The following is a 17,322-nucleotide window of genomic DNA, read 5'->3' on the forward strand; positions in this document are numbered from 1 at the left end:
GGCCAATGCCACCGAGCCACCGAAATGGACCTGAAGCAGATTCAATACTTCATCGCTTTGTTCGAGGACGGTTCCGTCACGCGCGCGGCCAAGCGATTGAACATCGTGCAGCCGGCACTGAGCATGCAGATCGCCAAACTCGAAGACGAACTGCATCAACAGCTTTTCGAGCGCGGCGCCCATGGCATGGCGCCGACCGCCGCAGGACGCCTCATGTACCGTCTGTTCTTGCCGATCATGCGCGACCTGGCCCACGCACGTCAGCAACTCGTGCAGCGCGACGAGGTCGTAACAGGGCATGTCTCCATAGGTCTGATTGCGTCGGTGACCGAGAGCGTGCTCGCCGATTCGCTTTCGCGTTTTCATGCGCGTTATCCGCATGTGGAGGTGACCGTTGCCGATGGCTACACCGCGACGTTCATCGACTGGGTTTCGGGCGGGCAACTCGATGCCGCGCTCATCAACAAGCCACGCGCACGGCTTTCGCTCGACTCGCAACCGCTGCTGGATGAAGAAATGGTGCTGGTGACGAGCGCCATGCATGGTCCCGACTTGCCGCATGCTATCGAGCTCGCTCAGTTGCCTGATCTGGAACTGGTATTGCCCACCAAGCGCCACGGCCTTCGAGGCGTACTCGATACCGCCGCCCAGCACGAAGACGTGTTGCTTGCACCGCGCTTCGAGATCGACGTACTGAGCACGATCGTGAAACTGGTGGAGAGCACGCGTTTTGCGACGATCCTTCCGCGCATCGTGGTGGAACGTGCGGTGCGCCAGGGCACGTTGCGCGCCTATCCGATTCTCGCGCCGAGGATCGTGCGTCATATCGTGCGGATCAGTCACCCACGGCGTCCGCTGAGCGCGGCGGCCGAAGCGCTGATCGCGACTATCGCCGATGAGTTGCGGCTTGTATCCAGCGAGTCCGCAATACACGCGTGAGGGTCATTTATCCGGCTCCAGCAACGAGAGGATGTTGCCGGCTGGATCCTTGAACCATGCAATCACAGGACCACGAGGATCGCGACATATACCCTTGGCGTCGGTCTTCAGCTGAGGCATGTCGTAATGTTCGAAACGCACGCCCCGTGCGGTCAGTTCATCGACGGTATGTTCAACGTTTGCAACGGGAAAGTTGAGCATCGTGTAGCTCGCCGGTGTGTGATCCGCCTTTGGGTAGATCAAAACATGATTCCCACCCGCCAGATGCAACTCGAGGACGCCCATGGAACCGGTGGTGACATCGAGTCCCAGCGTCTTGGCGTAAAACGTTTTTGCAGCGTCAAGGTCCGGTACAGCGAATCCGCTGAACGCGCGGCTTTCTTTCAATAACGTAGTCATACGTTGTCTCCAATAGGGGTTTCAATTGGACGACGAACGACAACGAATTGAATCGACAGCAACCATAAACTCAAAAGTTTTCATTTGTAACCATGTCACGATCTGCACGAACGGGCCCCATGCCCCCGATGCGACGATGGGTGAGAGCATGAAAGCGCCGCCGGTCTGTTAATCTGCGCCTTTATTCCGCAGAAGACTTCACCACATGCAACACGAACTGCCCTTTAACGAACGTGGAATTACCTTTGCCCGCGCGGGATTGAGCGCGGCGGGCCAGCTTTATCCGCTGCGCGATCTGCGCGGTGCAACCGTAAAAATGATCCCGCGACAAAAACCGTTGCCAATCACCGTGAGCGCGATAGGCGTAATCGTTGCGGTAATTGGGGGATTTTTCGGATCAGGACCGGCACTGCTGCTCGGCATCATGGTCGCGGTGGTCGGATATCTGTCGTGGATCACGCAGGACGTGATCTACCGGATGTACGTCACGGTGCCAGACGGCGAGCGGGAAGTGTTCACAACGAAAGACGAAGAGTTCGCGCAACGCGTTGCCACCCTCGTGCGCGAAGCGGTCGCAGAGCAGCAAGCGGCGAAAACTTCGACCGAACCGGTTGAAGGAACAAATTCGCTTTAATACTTTCTTTACGCGGACAACACTGATCGATGCCCCGCGTTAATGCGCCGCTCGCTAAAGTGGTGATGTTCCCACCACCGCCCGTCGCGAGACGGCGCAACATCCGATGCTTCAGGCAAGCGTTGTTCGGGCAAGCGTTGCTTCCCCGGTCCGTTCCCCGTCCCTGTCAGTAGCCCAGTCGATTGCACGGGCCACGCGCAAACTCCATACGGTAGTCGCCTTCGATGTCACCCTGCCGGGTCTCGATTCCAGCGAGCCTCGCCGTGTATTGCAAAAGGCGCTGGGCGGCGAAGCACGCATGCAGGTCGTCGCGACGGATCGCCGCCATGACTGCCTCACGCTCCATGTAGAAGTGCCGTCGCGTTCGCTGAGCGACGTGATTGGAATCGTCATTTCGCGATTCGAGCAGGCAACGCTCGGGCGCGCCACGACCTACAGCTTGCGACGCTGATAAGAGACGCCGAACTCAAACCTCCGCGCCGCTCGTATCGCGAACCCGCTGAATGATCTGCGTCTTCATGCGAAAGAACATGTCGCTGTCACGAAGCGCGAGCGTCCGGGCGTCTCCTAGCTGCGAGGTGACGTCTATGTCTTCAAGTATCCTGGCCGGCCGCCGTGAGAACACAATGATCCTGTCGGCGAGGAACACCGCTTCCTCAACGTCGTGCGTCACGAAGATCACGGTGCGAGATTCCTCGCTTTGAATGCGCCGTAATTCAACCTGCAGTTGTTCGCGGCGCTGGGCGTCGAGCGCGCCAAAGGGCTCGTCCATCAAAAGCACTTCCGACCCTGCGGCGAGCGTGCGCGCAATCGCCACGCGTTGACGCATGCCACCTGAAATACGATTCGGGTAGGCGTTCGCGAATTCGTGAAGCCCAACCAGATTCAGATAGTGATCGGTGCGCCGGCGCTTTTCCTCCTTGCTCAAATCAAGCCGGTAGCGCATGCCGAATGCAACGTTCTGGCCGACCGTCAGCCACGGAAACGACGAGTACGATTGGAAGACCATGCCGCGACGCTGATCCGGCTTGCCAACCCGTTCGCCTTCGAGCCGGATCTCACCGCTGCTCGGTGTGTCGAGTCCGCCCGACATGCGCATCAACGTGGTCTTGCCGCAACCCGACGGCCCAAGGAACACCACGAATTGTCCGCGCGGTATCACGAGGTTGAACGGTGTCTCGACAACCGGAAGGCCGTCGAAGTTTTTCGTCACGCTGTCGAAGACAAGGTAATCAGTTGTCCGGACGTTCATCAGTCGGTGCTCCTTAGGTAACGAAACAGCCGGCGATGCAGCGCGCGAAGCGCCTGGTCGCTGACAAGACCGATCAGGCCGATCACGAAGACGCCCGCCATCACCTGGTCCGTCTGCATGTAACGGCGTGCAGTCCAGATCACAAAACCAAGCCCGCTGTCCGCGGCGACGATCTCCGCAATAATCAGGTAGGTCCAGCACCATCCCAGCGTAATGCGCAAGTTGTCCACGAGGTTGGGGAGCATCGAGCGCCACGCGATATCGATGAGAATCTGGAACGGTCGCGCGCCGAGCGTGCGAGCAATTTCGATATATTCGCCGGGCACCCGATTCGCGTCGTCCACCACCAGCAACACGAGCTGGAAAAACGTCCCGAGCCAGAGCAGGAAGATCTTCGTTTCCTCGCCGATTCCAAACCAGATGATGCTGATCGGCACGAGCGCGGGTGTGGGCAGATAGCGAATGAAATCGACCATTGGCTCAAGCGCTGCGTTGACAGGCCGGTAACTGCTCATCAGCAAGCCGATGGGAATCGCCATCACCGCCGAGAGCACGAACGCAGCCAGGATCCGCCCTGTCGAAATCAACGCATTGCCGATGATCTGTCCATCCAGCGTCATCTTCCAGAGCGTGCGGGCAATGTCGAGCGGCGCCGGCAGGAAGGTTGGATCAACCAGTCCGCTCCACGACGACAATTGCCACGCGAGCAGCACAAGAAAGCTGCTGGCAAGACCCACGAGCACGTGCGCCCGGCGGCTGATGCTACCGCGAAAACTGAAGGCGGCGGAAAGCGGTTTTGTCACTTGAGGTCCGCGTCGGATATCGATTCAAGGGCCGAACCGTCAAAGGATGCCGCAGCAGACAACGTATGATCCGATGCGCCATTCGAGAGGTTCAGTTTCATCAGCGTGTCGAAGGTGCCATACAGTGAGCCGGGTTTCGCCGTCGATCCGAAATACGCGCGCGCCGTCTTGAGCGATGTATAGGTCAGGCTCCCGTCAATGCTGTCCTTGAACTCCTTGTCGCTCAGATTGAAGTGCGGCGCCGCGCGATGAATGAAGTCAGTGGGATTCGCGTTGTAATACGCAATGGCCTTGTACACACCCGTGAGGAAACTCTTGTACATGGCGGGATCGGCCTTCAGCTTCGACTGGTTGACGATGATGGCATCGACAATGGTGCCAGGATAATTCGTCGACGAAACCAGAATATGCGCGCCGCGCTTTGCATCGAGCGTGACCGCTTTGTTCATGAACGGCTGAAACGTACCAATGGCTGCTACGCCCGGGTCGGAAAACACGGACAGCGCGTCGGAGCCGGCCGTCTGCTTGATCTTGAGATCCTTGTAGCTCAAGCCGGCTTTGGTCAGTTCCAGTTGCAGAAGCAGATAAGCGGGAATGTCCGTCTGCATGGCGACGACCTTGCCCTTCAGGTCGCTGACCTGCTTGATCGAACCGTCCGCAACAATGCCGTCGCCGCCCGTGGATTCATCGATCGTACCGATCATCACGCCTGGAGTAGAAGGACCGCGCGGGCGGCGCTGATAGTCGTCGACCGTGCGCATGTCGACTTCAATATCGCCGTGCGCAATACCCGCCAGCGCGTCCGATTGTTCGTCGTCGAACTTGACCGAGACGTTCAGTCCCAGCTTCTTGAAGTATCCCAGGTCGCTTGCAACGAATACCGGCGCGAAGCCCGACCAGTTGTTGCAGATCACCCTGACAGTCTTCTCTTCTGCATGAGCGACGCTCGCGAACAAAGCAAGACCCAAAGCAAACAGGCCACCGCGTTTCAGTTTGGCATGACTTGACATCTGACGTACCCCTAATCAATAGATAAAGTGAAAAAGCGGAAGGAAAAACTCAAGCGCGCGCAGGACCGGCGTCGCCAACCCAGCGGTTCATGCCAACATCGAAATCGAGCATCTTCTGGTACATCGCGCGGTAATGCGGAAACCACTGCGCGGCGTCGTTCATCAGCGCGTCTCGCTGGTCAACCGCACTCGCCATGATCTTGCGCGCTTCGCGTCGTAAAGCCTTTTCATCGATGAAAAGCAATTCACCGTCGCGCATGACGACCTCGCCGGCGACCATGGTCATGACGACCGCCCTGCTGGCGTCCGCATACACGAGCTGCCGCGGAAGGTTGTTGAGCGGCGTGAATGGCAGTGAATCCAGGTCGAGCATGACCAGATCGGCCTGATAGCCGGGCGCGATACGGCCGAGCCTGTCGGGCTGACGCATTGAGGCCGCACCGCCATGAAACATGCACTGCAGTAGCTCGGGCGCAATCGGCCAGCGTTCAGGATGCGCGTCGCCAATGGTATGAACCAGCGCGGCGGTTTTCATCACTGACCACATGTTGACGGCATCGTCGGCAATGATTTCGTCGGAACCCAGCGCAATAGGCACACCTGCATCGGCGAGCCGGCGGAACGGCATGACGCCGCTCCCCAAGCGCAGGTTGCTGATCGGATTGTGAATGACCTGTGCGCCGGATTTCGCAAGCAACGCGATGTCAGCGTCGCTGATCCACACCGCATGAATTACGTTCATACGCTCGGACAGAAGGCCGAGATCGTCCACATGCTGTATGAGCGAGCGGCCGTTCAGGCAAACCTCGCCGAAGACCCGTTGCAACCGCGTTTCCAGCATATGAATGTAAAACGGCAGATTGTGTTTTCGGCTTAGTGCATCGAGCGCGCGCAAGTAGTCGACCGTCACACGTTGTGGCGCCGAACACGATACCGCCGCGCGCAGGCGTCCGCCTTCAGCCATGTGCCAGTGCTCGAGTAAGTAGTCGTAATGCTGAAGCAAAGCCTCGGCGTCCATGAGCGGAGGTGCTTCAAGGCGCGCTTTGAGCGCCTCCGGGACGATATCGCCGAGAAAAGGCAGCTTGGCGATCTCAGGCAGATTCGGCTGATCGAGCGCGACCGTCGCCCTTATGCCGATGTCCCTGTATGCGCCCATGACCGCATCGATTTCGGCGTGACTGGGCGCCGGAAGGAAGAACGCGTCGTCCTGCACGGAGGTCACCCCGAGCTTGAGCATTTCGGCTGCACCCAGCATGGTCCGGACGTAAGCCGTACGCGCCGACACAGCCGCATCCGGTGTCGACGGTACCTCGTAGAGCATGAAAAGCTCCAGTGGCAAGCTGTCCAGCGCGCCTTTGAGCAAATTCGTTGGCGAGTGGAAATGCGCGTTGATCAAGCCGGGCATGATCAGATGGCCGGTTGCATCGATAACGTCGTGCGGGTAGGTGATGTTCGCTGACAGGTCGGGGCCGATCGCGGAGATCGTGCCGTTGCTGATGAGAATATCCGCGCGCTCCCATTGCGGGCGTGCAGGATCCATTGTCAGGATGTTAGCGTTTTTGATGACGATAGGCGTTGCCTGCCCGTCGTGTGTATGGACCGGGGAAGCCGCCACCGGCCCAACAGGGTTGTCGCTCATCGCGATCACCTTTTGTCAGGACGGGCACGCCAACCCGATATCCCCGCGGAACCGCAGGGAGCGCTCTTTCGAACAGGGTTGAAATTAACTGAAAGTTTTTTTGGCGTCAAACGCGGTCAAAATAAAAATTTGCGTGATCCGCCGCGCACCGCCCTGCATCCGTAACCAGGATTCAATGCGTGATTAGTTAGCATTCCTTTCTGAGGATGATGCAAATGAGTCGCCGGAACAGACGAGAGCTGTGCCGGCGTCGCGGGGAACGTGTTGACCGGAGGAACCGCGACCGAATTGGCAAACCGGGCTGCGCGGACCTCGGCCCGCGCAGCCGGCAAAGCTACGAAACGAAAACTACGACGTCACCACCAAAGGCTCCACATGCCAGATGTGCTTCGCATATTCGGCAATCGTGCGATCCGACGAGAAAATGCCCATGCCGGCGACGTTCTCGATTGCGCTTCGGGTCCACGCATCTTTATCGAGGAACTTGGCGTCGACCTCGGCTTGCGTGCGGTCGAAACTGTCGAAGTCGGCAAGCACCATGTAGTGATCGCCCCAGTCAACGAGCGTGTGGAAGATGTCATAGAACCGGTGCGGCTGGTCCGGCGAAAAGTGCCCGAGCCGGATCTGGTCGAGCGCCATCTTCAGCTCAGGATTCTCTTCGTAGATCTGACGCGGACGATAACCCGTCGCGCGCAACGCATCGATCTCTTCGGTCGAGTGCCCAAAAATGAACATGTTCTCGCGGCCAACGGCATCGCAGATTTCGATGTTCGCGCCATCCAGCGTGCCAATGGTTAGCGCTCCGTTCAACGCAAGTTTCATGTTGCCGGTACCCGACGCTTCCGTGCCGGCCATCGAAATCTGCTGCGACAAATCTGCGGCCGGAATGATCAGCTCGGCAACGCTCACGCCATAGTTCGGAATGAATCCGACCTTCAACCGGTCACCAATGAGCGGGTCATTGTTGACCATCTCGGCGACGTCGTTGATCAGCTTGATGATGGTTTTCGCCATCTTGTAGGCGGACGCCGCCTTGCCCGCGAACATCACCACGCGCGGCGTCCACGCTTTCTCCGGCGCCTCGCGAATGCGGTTGTATCGCACGATCACATGCAGGATGTTCAGCAGTTGCCGCTTGTACTCGTGAATGCGCTTGACCTGCAAATCGAAAAGCGCATTCGGGTCGATGATCGCGCCCGTTTCAAGCTTCGCACGCGCGGCGAGCCGCACCTTGCTAGCGAACTTCGCTTCGTGGAAAGCCGACCTGAACTCCGGATCATCGCGCCATTCGCGCAAACGTGCGAGCTCGAACAAGTCGGTACGCCAGCGCGGTCCAAGCCGCTCATCGATAAGCGAAGACAGCTTGGGACTCGCTTGCGACAGCCACCGGCGCGGTGTGATGCCGTTCGTCACGTTCGTAAAACGCTCGGGGTACATGCGCGCGAAATCCGAAAAGATGTTCTGCGTCATCAACTGGGAATGCAGCTTCGACACACCGTTCACCGTGTGGCTTGCAACAATCGCGAGATGCGCCATGCGCACGCGGCGCTGGCCGTATTCGTCCACGAGCGAAATGCGGCGGATCAGGTCCATGTCGCGACCGAACTTCTCGCCCACTTGCTTGAGAAAATCCGCGTTGATGTCGAAGATGATTTCAAGGTGACGCGGCAACAGACGGGACAACATCTCCACGTCCCACGTCTCCAGCGCTTCGGGCATCAGCGTGTGGTTCGTGTACGAGAACATCTGTTGCACGAGTTTCCACGCCTTGTCCCACGGCAGATGATGCGTGTCCACCAGCAGCCGCATCAACTCGGGAATGGCGAGCACCGGGTGTGTGTCGTTCAGATGCACCGCGACCTTTTCTGCAAGCCGTCCGAAATGCGTGTGCGTGCGTTGATATCGGCGGATCAAGTCCTGCATCGTCGCCGATACAAAGAAGTATTCCTGGCGCAAACGCAGTTCGCGTCCGGCTTGCGTGGAGTCGTCCGGATAAAGCAGACGGGACACGTGTTCCGAGGTATTTTTTGCTTCGACGGAACGCCGGTAATCGCCCTGATTGAATGCGGAAAGATCGAATTCGTCCGTGGCGCGCGCGGACCAGAGGCGCAGCGTGTTGGTCGCGGTCGTGGCGAAACCCGGGATCACGGTGTCGTACGCCATGGCGTTCACGTGTTCCGTGTCAATCCATTCGGTGCGATCTTCATGGCGAACGGTGCGTCCGCCGAAATGAATCACGTAGTTCACTTCTGGACGCGGAAATTCCCACGGGTTGCCCGCGCGCAGCCAGTAATCGGGCGTTTCGACCTGATTGCCGTCAACGATGGTCTGCCTGAACATGCCGTATTCGTAGCGGATTCCGTAACCAAAACCCGGAATGCCGACGGTTGCCATTGAATCGAGAAAACAGGCTGCCAGACGGCCAAGGCCGCCATTGCCGAGCGCGGCATCGGGCTCGAGGTTCTCGAGAGTGTTGATATCGACGCCCAGGCCGTTGAGGGCTTCACGGACTTCCTCGTGAATGCCCAGCGCAAGTAGCGCGTTGGTGAAGGTCCGGCCGATCAGGAACTCCATCGACAGGTAGTAAACGCGCTTGACGTCCTGCTCGTATTGCTGTCGCGTGGTTTTCATCCAGCGGGCGACCAGTCGGTCGCGGACCGCCAGTTCCACTGCATGCAGCCAGTCGCGCGGCTGGGCGGTCACGGCATCTTTACCGACACCGTACATGAGCCGGTTTGAAATGGAGCGCCTGAGCGCATCGACGGTGCTATTGAGTTGTTCGAACTCCAGGTCGACGGATGTCATCGAACTCTCCAGAAAGCATTAACGCACAAAGCCCTCGGGTACATAGCCTGCGTCGGCCAGACCCAAGCGGGACGGGCCGTGGGAACAGGCAGATTACGCTATTTTTATTTTTTTGGTAATGCCTGTGCATCCCGCCGGGGCAGGCGTGGAATATGCGCGACAGCTATAGCGAGTTCGAGTGTTTGTCGTATTTCCGTCATTCCGGAGTGAAAATTTACGGGTTCGATGCGACTATTTTTAGTTCGGTTTCCTTATCTATTGCACAGCTTGATTCGCCGCACGATGCCGCTCGGAAAGCCTTTCGATCAGCTTGATATAGTGGTTGAGCGGTGGTGTGTCGCATTCTGGTTGCTTGGCAAGATCGTCCCAGCGGCGCAAGGAAAGCGCATCTTGCGCGAAAGGCTTACGCAGGAATTCTTCCGCTTCTTCCTCGCTGAAAATACCGCCTTGCAGCTTGAGGCTGCGCACGGAATCAGCCGAAAGCTTTGAGAAATATTCCGCATCAATCGCGCACAAACAACGCTTTGCATCGACGTGAAGACGGATGGGTTCTAGCACGGCATCGCTGAAAAGCGGCCGCAGAAATGGCAGCGCGAAATACTGGTGCAAGTCGTCGATACCGCGCGCACTCGGTGTCTCGCCCTGCAGGTTCAACAAGTGGCCCAGATCGTGCAAGAAGGCCGCGCCGACAAGCGCTTCGCCTGCACCGGCGTTTTCCGCCAGCGCCGCGCTCTGCAAAGCGTGCTGCAGTTGCGTCACGGGTTCGCCGCTGTACGCCATCGCGCCGTAAGTAGTGAAAAGATGACGGATATCAGGAAGTGTCAGCGCCATGTTATTCCCACGGGAGTGAAAAGGTCTTGAGGCTTGTGAAGCTTTTCATGGCCTCTTGGACGCCTTCCTTATAGCCGAGGCCGGAATCTTTTATACCGCCGAAAGGTGTCAGTTCTATGCGATACCCGGGCACTTCCCACACATTGACGGTGCCCACGCGCAGCTCGTTCACGAAACGCGTGATGAGGTCCGCGCGGTCGGTGCAGACGCCCGATGACAAACCGAACGCGGTGCCGTTGCTGATGCGAATGGCGTCGTCGATGGTATCAAATTCGATGATCGGCGAGACCGGTCCGAATGTTTCTTCGCGCACCAGGGTCATGGACGGATCGACGCGATCAAGCACAGTTGGCGAGTACAGCGCGCCATTGCGACGGTTGCCGCAGAGCAAACGCGCGCCTTGTCGAACCGCTTCATTTACGCGCGTCTCGAACGATTCCGCCGCCGCGGCGTCGATCACAGTGCCCATCTGGTTTGCGGCATCGAAGGGATCGCCATAGCTCCATGCATGTGTTTTTTCGAGCACGAGTTCGGTAAAGCGCGCGGCGATTCCCTTCTGTACCAGCATTCGCTTGACCGCCGTGCATCGTTGGCCCGAGTTCTTGTATGAACCCTGCACCGCGAGCGTCGCGGCGCGTTCAACGTCGGCGTCATCGAGCACGATCAGCGGATCGTTGCCGCCGAGTTCGAGCACCACGCGCCGATATCCCGCTTTCGCGGCGATCGCTTTTCCAATAGCCACGCCGCCGGTAAAAGTGACCAGTTCGGCGTGCCGGTGGGTGATGAGTTCATTGGCGATCTCGCGCGGGTCGCCGGTCAGGACCTGCAGCATCGGCGCGGGCAACCCAGCTTCATACAAGACGTCGGCGAAGTAATACGCCGATAACGGCACCTTCTCCGACGGCTTCAGAATCACGCGATTGTTCGTCGCAATGGCGGGCGCGATCTTGTGCGCGACCTGGTTCATCGGATGATTGAATGGCGTGATCGCGACGATGACGCCGGCGAGCGGTTCGCGCTGCGAAAACACGCGGCGTGCCTTGCCGTGCGGTGTGAGATCGCACGAGAAGCTTTGGCCGTCGTCGCGCAAGGCTTCCATTGAAGCGAATTTAAGCACGTCCGCAACGCGGCCTATTTCGTATCGCGAGTCTTGCTTCGATAAACCCGACTCCAGCGAAATCAGATCCGACGCTTCTTCTGTGCGCTCGCGCATGATCGCGGCCGCGCGTTCGAGGATCTGCGAACGCTCGTAGCGCGTAAGCGTCGCGCGATAGTTCGCGGCGTACTCGAAGGCGTCGCGCACGTCGTCGATGCTTGCCATTGGGACCGTGCCAACGCGCGTATTCGTATATGGATCGAAGACATCCATATTGCGCGTACGCGCTGCACGTTCACCCTTCAGGCGAAGTTTTTCCACCCGCAGCGCGTGTTGTTCTGCTACGAGAACGGCGCTCATGATTCGATCGCCAGATGGTTGAGCGCGATGCTGAACACGTCGAAATTGCGCAGACGTTTGTCGTCGAGCTTCGACTCGAAGCCATCGGTTTTTCGATTGAACAGCAACGGCACTTCCTGCTCCGACACACCACCATGCGAGCGCAGCGGTACCGTAAGCCCCGAAAGATCATGCTCCGCGCGACGGGTGCCAAGCGCCGTATTGCGCGCGCTCACCACAACGAGGTCACCTACACGATCGTTCGGCAATTCGAAACGTTCGCACGCCGCGGCGTTATCCAGAACGATATCCACGCCCGGTAGATCCGCAATGCGCTTTGCCAGCGCTTTTGCATCGGCGGAACGCGGTAGGTAGATGGTCGCGAACGATCCGAGCGCGCCGTGATGAACCACGTACGGATCGGTAATCGGCAGGATCACGCGTGCGTTCGGAATGTCGAGCGTTTCGTCCAGCCAGTCCTGCAGATACACAACGTTCGGTTCACCCGTCGCTGGATCGTGCTTCGCGTTCATGCCGTGGTCGGCGGTAAGCCCGATCACCGCGCCAAGCGCGTTCAACCGTGCGAGGTAGCCGTCCATCATCGCGTAGAACGCGTTCGCGCCGTCCGTGCCCGGTGCAAATTTATGCTGCACGTAATCGGTCGTCGAGAGATACATCAGGTCGATGTCGCGCGTCTCCGCAAGCCGCACGCCGGCCGCGAACACGAACTCGGAAAGTCCTGCGCTGTAGACGTCAGGCACTGGTTTGCCAACGAGTTCAAGCACATTGTCGATGCCGTTTTCCGCGAGCGTGACGGCATCGGCTTTTTCGGCCGAAAAACAAATCCCGTCGAGTTGCCACCCAAGCAAACGCCTGAGTTTGTCCTTCGCCGTGACGACCGCCACCTTGTCGCCGCGTTGCGCCGCGGCCGCGAGGATCGTTCCTGCACGAAGGTAGGCCGGGTCGTTCATCATGACTTCAGCGCCCTTGCCGCCGTTCGCGTCGGGATCGAAGAAATAGTTGCCGCAGATGCCGTGCACGGAAGGCGGCACGCCCGTCACGATAGACAGGTTGTTTGGGTTCGTGAACGACGGAATCACGCAATCAGCGCGAAACGCGGAGCCGCCCTTGAGCATCGAACCGATAAACGGCGCTACGCCCGCGGCGACCGCTGCTTCCAAATAGTCGTACTCGCAACCATCGACGCAAACGACAACCGTCAGCGCGCGCGCCGGCGCGTAAGCCCGGCCATTAACTTCGATAGACGTTTCAGTGGAGATGGACATGACGTTCCTTTTCGAGCGTGAACCGGCGCTTTTGGGTTGGCGCGATCACCATATTTTGACTTACAACGCCAATATTTGCCACATTTATCGGCGTGAGAAAATATCCCGTGCATGCGGGATACACATCAAGAAAACCTGAATCAGGCGATACGCCGCCGCGGAACCTTTGCTGCGATCAGCAACAACGCAGCCAGGGACACGGCCAGCAGGATCAGAGAAAGCGCCGATGCCGGCAAGTAATATCCGCGATTCACCTGCCCCACGACAACAATAGGAACCGTCGCGAATCCCGGCGGATAAACGGTCAGCGTCGCGCCGAGCTCGCCCAGCGACAACGCAAATCCAAGCGCAAGGCTTGCGCGTATTGCCGGCACGAGTTGCGGGAGGACTACGCGTGAAAGCACCATGGAAGGCGGCGCGCCGAGACTCGCGGCGGCTTCGCGCAGGATCGTGAGTTCGGGACGCAGCGCAGCGGCTGCGCATCGATAACAAAACGGCAGCACGAGCGCCAACTGCACCAGCACCACGATTGCAGCCGAGCCCGAAATATCCAGCGGCTTCTTGTGATACGCGATCAACACGGCCAGCCCGAGCACAACACTCGGCACGCCGTTGGGCATCATTGCGATGGTATCGGCCCATGCGCCTACGCCGCGACGGTCACGGCCTTCGAGCGCGAGCGCCAGCCAGAGGCCAAGAACGGTACCCAACACCGCCACGCCGAAGCCGACTTCAAGGCTCGTCGTCAGTGCATCGAAGTCGCTTGAACCGAGGCGTTCGAACCAGCGCATGCTGAAACCATCGGGGAAGATCGTTCCGGACCAATGGGACGCCACGCTGGAAAGCGCGACCACGATCACGGGCAAAACAAACAACCAGAAGCATAAAAGCGCGGCAAAACAGGTGAAGATCCACCCACCGATCCGCTTCAGCGTGAACGGCTTCGAAATGCTGACTGGCAGCGAAAATTCAGTTGCCATTGCGGCCTCCCGTGCGCCGGTTCACACGCCTGTAGAGCGCGTACAGCGAGAGCGACATCGCGAGCATGACGACGGCTCCGGCGGCCGCTGTCGGCAAGTCCAGGTCGACTGTCGCGGAACTGTAGATCGCCATCGGTAATGTAATCAGATGCGCGCTGCCAAGGACGAGCAAGATGCCGAATTCGTTGAGCGTCAGCAGGAAACACAGAATGGTTCCCGCCGCGATACCCGGCCATGCAAGCGGCAAGATGACCTTGAACGCGACCATCCAGCCGTTCGCGCCGAGGCTCTTCGCGGCTTCGATCAGCCGCATGTCGAGCGTCGCAAACGAAGCCAGCGTCGGCCGCACGACGAACGGCGCGTAGAACACGACCTCCGCCAGAATCACGCCGCCGATACCAAACAAAAAGTCGAGCGGCGGATTCTGCAAGTTGAACAGGCGCTGCAAACCGATGCTCACCGACCCTTGCGATCCGTATAAAAAGATCAGCGTGAACGCGACCAGAAACGAAGGGAACGCAACGAACAATTCGAGGAAACGCGTGACGAGTTTCGCCCCGGGAAAGGGCTTGAAAAATAGTATCGATGCAAGCAATACACCGAGCAACGACGCCAGTGTTGCGCTCGCGAAGAGGATGCCAAGTGTGGTGCCAATGACGCCGCTTGTTTCGGGATTGGTGAAGAACGCGGAGTACGCCTGCAAGCTCATACCATGCTTGCCGGTCACGCTCAACAACAACAATTGGATGAGCGGATAGATCACCAGCGGCCCGAGCACGACCACCAGAATGAACCAGAGCTGCCACTGCGCACGCCGTTCGCGACGGCGTTTTGCGATCGTGTGCGCGGGGTCGTCGGCCAGATGTTCACTCGCTGATAAGGACGACATCGTCAACCTCATGGCGTAGGGAAACACGTGCGCCCTTTTCGGGCATCGGGCCATGCGAGCGTTGCATGGTGACGAGCACGGGCTTGTCGGGCAACGCATCGAGCATTACCGAAACCGACAACGCCGCGCCATACCATTCCACCGAAGCAATCGTGCCGTGCAATTGCGCGCTGCCCAGCGGCACGATCGACAAACACTCGGGACGGACACACGCAAGCTTGTCGCGTTCGTCGTGCCGTGCGTCGCCGATAGGAAACATGATCGATGGCGGCAACAGATTCGCCGCGCCAAGGTAACGCGCGACGAACGCGTCCTTCGGGTTGTCATAGAGTTCGCGCGGCGTGCCGAGTTGCGCGATGCGACCATCGCGCATCAGCAACGTGCGGTCCGACAGCACGAGGGCATCGTCCTGATCGTGCGTGACACATACGATGGTCAGGTTCGGCAGGCGCTCGTGCAACGCTTTCAATTCGGTACGAACCGATGCACGCAGGTTGGCATCGAGTGCCGAAAGCGGTTCATCGAGCAGCAATACATCTGGCTCGATCACCAGCGCCCGCGCAAGCGCCACACGCTGCTGCATGCCGCCCGAGAGCTGCGCTGGCATCACGTGACCCGCATCGCCGAGTTGCACGAGCTTGAGCGCATCAGCCACACGCCGTGCTATCTCTCCGGCTTTCAGACGCCGCGCCCGCAAACCGAACGCGACGTTATCGAACACTGAAAGATGCGGAAACAGCGCGTAGCTTTGAAACAGCAGCCCAAGGTTGCGCTTGAACGGCGGCACGTGCGTGAGGTCACGCCCGGCCACCGTCAGCCGTCCCGCGAGGCCGTCCGCTTCCACGAAGCCCGCGATAAACCGCAGCAACGTCGTCTTGCCGCAACCACTGCGGCCGAGCACGGTCAGCAGTTCACCACGTTCGATAGTCAGCGAGAGGTCGTCGAGCACCGTTCGCGCGCCAAAACGCACGCTCAGGCCTTCGATATGCACGCCGCCATGCGCCGGCTTGAATGAATCAGCGGCAGCGGCTTCGCGAGTGGCCGGAGCCAGCGTCAAAGTGTTCACGGTTCGCATCCTTGATAGCTTTGATATGAACGCAAGCGCTTAAGACTTCGGCTTGACCACATCGAGCTGCTTCCCCGAATTGCCGATCACGTCATTCTTCCAGCGCGTGGTCCATGCGGCTTTCTTGTCCATGACCTGATTCCAGTCGACAGGAATCAGCTTCACGCCCGCGATGGCCTGCTTGACCGTCTCGCCATTCTTGCCGGCAAGCGGAACATCGGTGCGGCCCGGAATGCCGTAGATGTCCGGCACCTTCGCCTGGACTTCCTTCGACATCAGGTAGTCGACCAGCTTCTTGCCTTCAGCCTGGTTCGGTCCGCCCTTGATGAGACCAATCGCGTAAGGCAACTGGAACGTGGTCGGTGCTTCGCCGGCTTTGGCCGAAAGGAAGATCGGCTTGAGCGAAAGGCCGCCGTTGGTGGCGTCATCGAGGTCCATCTGCAGGTCGCCATTCGCGAACGAGATCTCGTTGCGCGAAAGCAATACGTCGAGGTAACCCGTGCCCTTCGTATGGAATTTCGCGCTCTTCTCGAGATCCTTCAGGTAGTCGAACGCCTTGTCCTCGCCCATCAGCGCGCTCGTCAGGATGATCACGGCCATGCCGTCGCCGGCGGTCGCGGGATTCGAGTAAGCGATCTTGCCGCCAAAGTCAGGATGCAACAAATCGCCAAACGTCTTCGGCGCGGTCTTCGTGATTTCGGGGTTGATCGCGAACGAGAAATAGTTGTTCACGAACGTCGCCCACGCACCATCCGACGCCTTCGCGATCGCCGGCACGTTCGTGTAGTTCACGCTTTGATACGGCTGCAGCAAGCCGCTCTGCGATGCCTGCTGGATGAACGGCGGCAGCGTCACGAGCACGTCGGCCTTCGGCGAATCCTTCTCCACTTGCGCCCGGTTGACCACTTCCCCGCTACCCGCAGTGACGATATTCACCTTTACGCCTTCCTTCTTTTCGAAGGCGGGCAGGACGTCCTTGTACAGGTTCTCCAGGCCGTCGGCGGTGTAGAGCACCACGGCATCGGCGGCATGCGCCTGCACGGCCAACATGCTCACGAATGCGGTCACGGCAAGACTGATGGCAAGACGGGGTGCGGAAAAGCGATTTTTTGTCATGTTGCAAGTTCTCCGGAAGGCGAAACAACCAAATGGCGTGAGGATGGACGCGCGGGGTTTTCTGCGGCCGCTTGCATCCGATGATTCAGTGGCGCGGAGGTTGAAACCTGACCACCGCCAGCCGGATCGAAGCATCACAGAACTTCATGACAGCGCCATGACGATGCCACATTTCTACAACAAAGAACACATTTCGCCAAAATTCGGCTTAAACTATTTTCCGTATGACTGAAAACCT

The 17,322-nt window shown here is 59.0% G+C and carries 17 protein-coding genes; 4 read left to right on the top strand and 13 right to left on the bottom strand.

Annotated features, from left to right (window positions below):
* Positions 1-24: 24 nt before the first annotated feature.
* On the top strand, positions 25-939 hold the full coding sequence (locus HB633_RS16745; RefSeq protein ID WP_213779292.1) for a LysR family transcriptional regulator: 915 nt from the start codon (positions 25-27) through the stop codon (positions 937-939).
* A gap of 3 nt (positions 940-942) precedes the next feature.
* Here the strand turns inward: HB633_RS16745 and HB633_RS16750 are convergent, their stop codons facing one another.
* On the bottom strand, positions 943-1,338 hold the full coding sequence (locus tag HB633_RS16750; protein ID WP_213779293.1) for a VOC family protein: 396 nt from the start codon (positions 1,336-1,338) through the stop codon (positions 943-945).
* A gap of 205 nt (positions 1,339-1,543) precedes the next feature.
* On the opposite strand from HB633_RS16750, the gene HB633_RS16755 reads away from it, so the two are divergent.
* Together HB633_RS16755 and HB633_RS16760 are read left to right on the top strand one after the other, a co-directional pair.
* Positions 1,544-1,972: a DUF6232 family protein gene (locus tag HB633_RS16755; protein WP_213779294.1), complete on the top strand. Its 429-nt coding sequence runs from the start codon at positions 1,544-1,546 to the stop codon at positions 1,970-1,972.
* Positions 1,973-2,078: 106 nt separating this feature from the next.
* Complete coding sequence (locus HB633_RS16760; RefSeq protein WP_213779295.1) at positions 2,079-2,423, top strand: hypothetical protein; 345 nt, start codon at positions 2,079-2,081, stop codon at positions 2,421-2,423.
* 15 nt (positions 2,424-2,438) lie between these two features.
* Here HB633_RS16760 and HB633_RS16765 read toward each other — a convergent pair whose 3' ends face one another.
* The 12 genes from HB633_RS16765 to phnS form a co-directional block, all read right to left on the bottom strand.
* Positions 2,439-3,224: an ABC transporter ATP-binding protein gene (locus HB633_RS16765; protein ID WP_213779296.1), complete on the bottom strand. Its 786-nt coding sequence runs from the start codon at positions 3,222-3,224 to the stop codon at positions 2,439-2,441.
* Complete coding sequence (locus HB633_RS16770) at positions 3,224-4,027, bottom strand: ABC transporter permease (protein WP_213779297.1); 804 nt, start codon at positions 4,025-4,027, stop codon at positions 3,224-3,226. Before HB633_RS16770 ends, HB633_RS16765 begins: the two co-directional genes overlap by 1 nt.
* Positions 4,024-5,037: an ABC transporter substrate-binding protein gene (locus HB633_RS16775; protein WP_213779298.1), complete on the bottom strand. Its 1,014-nt coding sequence runs from the start codon at positions 5,035-5,037 to the stop codon at positions 4,024-4,026. The genes HB633_RS16770 and HB633_RS16775 overlap by 4 nt, the downstream gene beginning before the upstream one ends.
* Positions 5,038-5,086: 49 nt before the next feature.
* Entirely contained in the window at positions 5,087-6,676 is a 1,590-nt protein-coding gene (locus HB633_RS16780) for an amidohydrolase family protein (protein WP_213779299.1), read from the bottom strand.
* 348 nt (positions 6,677-7,024) lie between these two features.
* Entirely contained in the window at positions 7,025-9,481 is a 2,457-nt protein-coding gene (locus HB633_RS16785; protein ID WP_213779300.1) for a glycogen/starch/alpha-glucan phosphorylase, read from the bottom strand.
* Positions 9,482-9,736: 255 nt separating this feature from the next.
* Complete coding sequence (locus HB633_RS16790; protein WP_213779301.1) at positions 9,737-10,312, bottom strand: phosphonate degradation HD-domain oxygenase; 576 nt, start codon at positions 10,310-10,312, stop codon at positions 9,737-9,739.
* Position 10,313: 1 nt separating this feature from the next.
* Complete coding sequence (phnY, locus tag HB633_RS16795; RefSeq protein WP_213779302.1) at positions 10,314-11,768, bottom strand: phosphonoacetaldehyde dehydrogenase; 1,455 nt, start codon at positions 11,766-11,768, stop codon at positions 10,314-10,316.
* A complete protein-coding gene (phnA, locus tag HB633_RS16800) occupies positions 11,765-13,033 on the bottom strand; it encodes a phosphonoacetate hydrolase (RefSeq protein WP_213779303.1) in 1,269 nt (422 codons plus the stop codon). The genes phnY and phnA overlap by 4 nt, the downstream gene beginning before the upstream one ends.
* 140 nt (positions 13,034-13,173) lie before the next feature.
* Positions 13,174-14,013, bottom strand: coding sequence for a 2-aminoethylphosphonate ABC transport system, membrane component PhnV (gene phnV, locus HB633_RS16805; RefSeq protein ID WP_213779304.1), 840 nt, complete (start codon positions 14,011-14,013; stop codon positions 13,174-13,176).
* Entirely contained in the window at positions 14,003-14,902 is a 900-nt protein-coding gene (locus HB633_RS16810; protein ID WP_213779305.1) for a 2-aminoethylphosphonate ABC transporter permease subunit, read from the bottom strand. Before HB633_RS16810 ends, phnV begins: the two co-directional genes overlap by 11 nt.
* On the bottom strand, positions 14,880-15,977 hold the full coding sequence (gene phnT / locus HB633_RS16815) for a 2-aminoethylphosphonate ABC transport system ATP-binding subunit PhnT (RefSeq protein ID WP_213779306.1): 1,098 nt from the start codon (positions 15,975-15,977) through the stop codon (positions 14,880-14,882). The genes HB633_RS16810 and phnT overlap by 23 nt, the downstream gene beginning before the upstream one ends.
* Before the next feature lie 30 nt (positions 15,978-16,007).
* Positions 16,008-17,084 (bottom strand): 2-aminoethylphosphonate ABC transporter substrate-binding protein, encoded by a 1,077-nt coding sequence (gene phnS / locus HB633_RS16820; RefSeq protein ID WP_213779307.1) that lies wholly within the window; start codon positions 17,082-17,084, stop codon positions 16,008-16,010.
* Between phnS and HB633_RS16825 the strand changes: the two genes are divergently transcribed.
* On the top strand, positions 17,083-17,316 hold the full coding sequence (locus HB633_RS16825; RefSeq protein WP_213779308.1) for a hypothetical protein: 234 nt from the start codon (positions 17,083-17,085) through the stop codon (positions 17,314-17,316). The two genes, phnS and HB633_RS16825, sit on opposite strands and share 2 nt — an antisense overlap.
* The last annotated feature ends 6 nt before the right edge of the window (positions 17,317-17,322 follow it).

Origin of the sequence: Caballeronia sp. dw_276 (assembly GCF_018449635.1) — a bacterium.
Taxonomy (GTDB): Bacteria; Pseudomonadota; Gammaproteobacteria; order Burkholderiales; family Burkholderiaceae; genus Caballeronia.